The organism is Streptomyces poriferorum, assembly GCF_019399235.1.
GTDB lineage: Bacteria > Actinomycetota > Actinomycetes > Streptomycetales > Streptomycetaceae > Streptomyces > Streptomyces poriferorum.
This window is the reverse complement of sequence record NZ_JAELVH010000409.1, coordinates 1-4,367: the sequence shown is the minus strand read 5'-3', so window position 1 is coordinate 4,367 and position 4,367 is coordinate 1. Positions and strand designations below refer to the sequence as shown.

The 4,367-nt window shown below is 68.7% G+C and carries 6 protein-coding genes; 2 read left to right on the top strand and 4 right to left on the bottom strand.

The features are described 5' to 3' along the window. Positions 1–89: 89 nt before the first annotated feature. Entirely contained in the window at positions 90–368 is a 279-nt protein-coding gene (locus JGS39_RS37130; RefSeq protein WP_219574181.1) for a hypothetical protein, read from the bottom strand. A gap of 223 nt (positions 369–591) precedes the next feature. On the opposite strand from JGS39_RS37130, the gene JGS39_RS37125 reads away from it, so the two are divergent. Then, positions 592–1,857 (top strand): HEAT repeat domain-containing protein, encoded by a 1,266-nt coding sequence (locus JGS39_RS37125; protein ID WP_219574179.1) that lies wholly within the window; start codon positions 592–594, stop codon positions 1,855–1,857. A 45-nt stretch (positions 1,858–1,902) separates the two neighbouring features. Here the strand turns inward: JGS39_RS37125 and JGS39_RS37120 are convergent, their stop codons facing one another. The 3 genes from JGS39_RS37120 to JGS39_RS37110 all read right to left on the bottom strand — a co-directional run bounded on the left by JGS39_RS37120 (position 1,903) and on the right by JGS39_RS37110 (position 3,910). Beyond that, a complete protein-coding gene (locus JGS39_RS37120; protein ID WP_236064300.1) occupies positions 1,903–2,379 on the bottom strand; it encodes a hypothetical protein in 477 nt (158 codons plus the stop codon). A 450-nt stretch (positions 2,380–2,829) separates the two neighbouring features. Further along, positions 2,830–3,087: a DUF397 domain-containing protein gene (locus JGS39_RS37115; RefSeq protein WP_219574177.1), complete on the bottom strand. Its 258-nt coding sequence runs from the start codon at positions 3,085–3,087 to the stop codon at positions 2,830–2,832. Further along, positions 3,068–3,910 (bottom strand): helix-turn-helix domain-containing protein, encoded by an 843-nt coding sequence (locus JGS39_RS37110; RefSeq protein ID WP_219574175.1) that lies wholly within the window; start codon positions 3,908–3,910, stop codon positions 3,068–3,070. The genes JGS39_RS37115 and JGS39_RS37110 overlap by 20 nt, the downstream gene beginning before the upstream one ends. Positions 3,911–4,023: 113 nt before the next feature. Between JGS39_RS37110 and JGS39_RS37105 the strand changes: the two genes are divergently transcribed. Beyond that, positions 4,024–4,266 (top strand): hypothetical protein, encoded by a 243-nt coding sequence (locus JGS39_RS37105; RefSeq protein WP_219574173.1) that lies wholly within the window; start codon positions 4,024–4,026, stop codon positions 4,264–4,266. Positions 4,267–4,367: the final 101 nt, after the last annotated feature.

The following is a 4,367-nucleotide window of genomic DNA, read 5'->3' as shown; positions in this document are numbered from 1 at the left end:
ATCGAGCCCGTAAGCGCCCGCATCGCTCTCCATGTTCCCGACGGACCAGGCGATGGTGCTTCGCGCCGGGCGCTTACGGGCTCGATGACTTACCGGAGCTTCATGCCCTCGGGCGAGATGAGGCCCTTGTCGGGGTGGGCGCGGAATGTGGCCGTCCACACGGTGGGTGAGCAGGACGCGCCGTTGGGGTGCCGCTCCTTCAGCGCGGCCCGGGTGCTGTCCTCGACCACCGTGTCACCGCTCTTCGCGGAGGTCACGGTGAGCCGTACCGGCACGGTGATGGATCCTGCCCTCAGCGCGGCCGCCGCCCCCCGGCCCCCGGTGAGCGCGGACACGATCCAGATCGCCGGCATGACGAGGAAGAACACGACGATGACCGTCGGGAGCGCGGAAGCCGTCCTGGTCCCCAGGGAATGAGTGTGTCAGCCTGAAGTAGGCATGTTTCTAAGGTAGTTGAGAGTACTTGAGGGTTCTCGGGGTTGTGCTGCCCGGGCGCTCGTCCTGCATCGGATCTTCACTCCGGGACGTACTCGCCGCATGAGGTGCGGGAAGCCCGGGGCGTTGTCAGTGGCCTCGGATATCGTCCGCCGTATGGATCAAGCCGCACTGATCGCCGAACTCGAACAAGCCGGACGAGACACGGAGGCGACCGCCGAAATCGTGCGCCGACTGGCCGAGCCCGGGGCCGGTGCGGCGCCCGGACTCGTGGCCGCGCTCGGGACGGTGAGCCGGTCCGCCATGTGGAGCCTGCGGGACGCTCTGCATCTGATCGGACCCGCCGGGTTCGACGCGGCGGTGGAATCCCGGGCCCGGGCCGAGAAGGTCGCCGACTGGTGGGAGCTGGGTCATGTGCTCCGCGGTTTCGACGAGCGGTGCATCCCGCAGTACACGGCCGCGCTGTCCCACCCCATGAATGAGATACGGCGCCAGGCCCTCTGGGGGCTGCAGAACCTCGGTGAGGCAGCCGCGGGCACGTTGACCGACGTCATCCCCTTCCTGAACGACCCTGATTCGTACATGCGCCACCAGGCCGAGAAGACCGTCAGAGCCATCGGCGCGAACGCCGGACCCGCCCTGCGAGGCATCCGCCGTGACGGGCCCGTCCACCTGAGGCGTCACGCGCTGACCGCCCTGGCCCTCGTCGGAGGCACGGACCAGTTCGACCGGCGTGACCGACAGGCCCTGGAACGTCTCGCCCGCATCAAGGCGGACCAGGACACCCCGGAATCCCTGCCCGACCACTGCTGGCTGGCCGTCCCCGGCGCGCTGTACGAGGGACTCTTCGACGCCATGGGGCTGCACGACCGCGTCCCCTGCACGATCTCCATGGGGCTCTCCGCCATGGAGAACGACACGACCGTGGTCACGGACCCCGACGGTACGAAGCACACGGCGTTCCGGGTGTTCGTCACCCCGGAGCTGGACGGCTGGCGCTTGATCTACGCCGACACACCGCTGGGGGAGATGACCTGGGACGTGGACGACCTCCTCGACCGCCTCAGCGCCATTTGCGGCCAGGCCCAGTTCTTCTGCCAGGACGTGCACAGCGACTCGATGATCTGGTCGGTCGCCGTCGACGGCGCACCGCGCCGCCGGTACTGGCGCTACGAGGACCCGGAATGGCGGGGCGAGCCCATGGACTGGGAGGAACCCCTCACCGCCGACCCCGAGTACGACCCCGAGGACGCGTACGAGCCCAACGCCACCCTGGAATCCGACGTCAACAGCGCGGCCCACTCCCTCTCCGTCGAGCCGACCGAGGTCGGATCCACCACCACCCTGCGCGGCCACGGCTGGCTCGCGATCACCCGCCCGGGTGTGGGCCACGGCGCGTTCACCGGAGTGGTGCGGATCTAGGGCCTCTCGTGTGGATCATGCCGGGTGCGATCCGAACGAAAGTTCTTAGCCGTACGGGTTGAGCGCCCGGAACCGGACGGTGTCGCTGCGACGGTCGAACCACAGGCCGGTGGAGGAGTCGCTGCCGTTGCGGTCGAGTTCGTGCGACCGGATCCACTGCGGGGCATCCGGCCCCTCGCCCTTGAGCGGCTTCTCGAACCACGAGGAGAAGTCGTCGGTGGGCTCCTCGGAGACGAAGGCGTGGGCCGCTGTCAGCTCGTCGAGTTTCCCCGGTGCCAGCCGGGCGAAGCCCGAGATCACCAAGTCCGGCGACGGCATGCCCCGGTCCCCGTCCCGGCTGCTCACCCACTTCGCCCCGGTGAGCGGGCCCAGCAGCGGGAACGCCTGCTCCAGCGGCGCGGGGTCGGTGTGCCAGTCCGGGTCGGCCCCGTTCGCCACCTGGCGCACGGCCCACCAGGCGGGCAGGATCGCCAGCCCCGCCCCACTGCCGATTCCGATCCCGATCAGCTTCCGTCGTTCCATCGTGATCCCCCTGATGCTTGACGTCGGGGGCACCGTATCCGGTTGGTAGTGTCCGGTGGATGGGTTGTTGGACCGCCCACCTCGTCCGCCTGGAGGACGGCTCCGCCTGGGAGTTGGACGAGAAGTACGGCCGATGGCACCTCACGGGGGCCGATGAGCGCGTACGCCTGGTGGAAAGAGTCCTCGCCCGGGGCAGGCGGGTCACCGAAGCCCCGGTGGCGGCGCGGGCCTGCCAGGGGATCGCCCTGGACCTGGCCACACGCCGGTACCGGTTCTACAGCTGCGCGCTCGACATGCCGTGCGCCGGGGCCGGCCACCGGGAGAGCATGGCCCTGCACCAGGCGGCGCTGCCGGGCTGGGAGGACTGGGACGTCGCCCATGCCTGGGGCGGGGACGAGGAACTGCGCCGCCTGCTCAGCCCGGAGCCCGCGAAGCGTTACTTCACGCAGGTCAGAGGTTCGCCACAAAGGCCGACCAGGCTGCCGCGCGGAACATCAGCGCGGGGCCGTCGGTCACCTTGGAGTCGCGGACGGGGACGATCTCGGTGACGCCGTCGAGGACTTCGAGGCAGTTGCCGCCACTGCCATCGCTGTACGTGGACTTGCGCCAGGTGGCTACCTCCAGGCAGTCCCCGCCACTTGCGCCGCTGTACGAGGACTTGTGCCAGGTCGCCGTGGACAGGTCGTAGTCAGAACCGCTGAGCTTCATGGTCGTAATCCTCCGCCACCGATGCGATCAAGGCCAGGGATGCTGCCGGTGAGATCGCACTGGCCACCACCAGATCGTAGGTCAGTTCGTACTGACGGACCGCAGCCGGATCGTCCTGCAACTGCCCAGTTCCCAGGCCCTGTAGATAGGCCAATGGTGGTGCGTCGGCGAAGGCCATGAGCTTGAGTGAACCTTCGAGTGCCATATGTGCGCCTGCTGAGAAAGGCAGCACTTGCGCGATGACCCGATGCCTCTTGATCAGCCCGGTCATATGACGAAGGGCGGCCGCCATGACGGCAGGCCCAGCCACCACCCGGCGTAACACCGCCTCGTCCAGCACCACCCACAACATCGGCACTGTTGGATCGGTGAGAAGCTGCGCGCGCTCCAGCCGTGCAGCCACCAACTCGTCGATCGCGCTTTCGGTGGCGGTGGGGAGCCCCTCGCGGAACACCGCCCGCGCATACGCCTCTGTCTGCAACAGCCCGGGCACGAGCTGAGGCGCGTACTCCCGGATCGCCTCCGCGCGGGCCTCCGCCTCCGCGGCCTCCGCGAAGTGTTCCGGGTACTTCGACCTCTTCAGCGCCGCGCAGTTCCGTACGAAGAACCCGGCCGCGCCCAGTACCTCGTCGAACTTCTCCGCCTGATCCATCTGCATTCGCCGCACCCCGGACTCCAGCTGCCCGATGAAGGAGCCGCTGACGAAGAGCGGGGCGCCGAGGTCGGTCTGGGAGAGGCCCGCGTCCTCTCTTCGGTGGCGGAGTTCGGCGCCGAGAAGGGCGCGTGGCGAGGAGGAGGGGTCGAGCTTTCTGGGACCTGGCATGACAACTCCCTGTGGCACACGTGTGGTTGTTGGAACCGCACCTCTTCCAGGCTAACGAGCAATTGGACACGCTGGGTATGCATCGGAACTACTCAGAGTGGAAGGAATGGATCATGACGACTACGGAACGGCGCGACGCGGCAGTGGGCAGGGTGCGGGAGGCCGAGGAGTTGGTGGCCCGGTTGCGAGGGGGGTTCGCGGGGGTCGGGATCGTGCTGCCGTCGCTGCGGATCGACCCGCTCTCGTACGCGGGTGACGGGCCCGTCGCGCTCGTCGACCTGGGGCGCTGCAACCTCGACACGGCGTTGCGGCTGTCGCAGGTGCTGGAGGGGCAGGGGGCAGGTCATGGCGGCTGAGGCCGGCGATCTGGAGGCGTGTACGCCGGATTTCGGGTCGTTCGCGGTCGATGCGCGGGACGGGCGGGTCGGCCGGGTGATGGGGCGGGTCGGCCCGTATG